Below are 235 nucleotides of genomic sequence, written 5' to 3'. Positions count from 1 at the left end.
GCTCTGCAAAGAGTGACAGCGTGCCTTTTGCATAATGAACCTACGAGTTACCGTGTCCGGCAAGGTTAAGGGTCATGAGACCTGGATCCGAAGCGAAAGCGAGTCTGAAGAGGGCGTCAAGTCGGCTGCGGTAGACGCGAAACCAAGTGATCTACCCTTGGCCAGGATGAAGTCTGGGTAACACCAGATGGAGGTCCGCACCAATAAGCGTTGAAAAGCTTCTGGATGAGCTGAG

At 53.2% G+C, this 235-nt stretch carries 1 rRNA gene; it reads left to right on the top strand.

Annotated features, from left to right (window positions below):
- Positions 1–235 (top strand): 23S ribosomal RNA (locus tag H6A61_RS15700); the annotation flags it as partial.

The sequence above is a fragment of the Bacteroides caecigallinarum genome, from assembly GCF_016901995.1.
Lineage (GTDB): Bacteria > Bacteroidota > Bacteroidia > Bacteroidales > Bacteroidaceae > Phocaeicola > Phocaeicola cellulolyticus.
The sequence above is the reverse complement of the archived record's forward strand: the minus strand, read 5'-3'. Positions and strand labels throughout refer to the sequence as shown.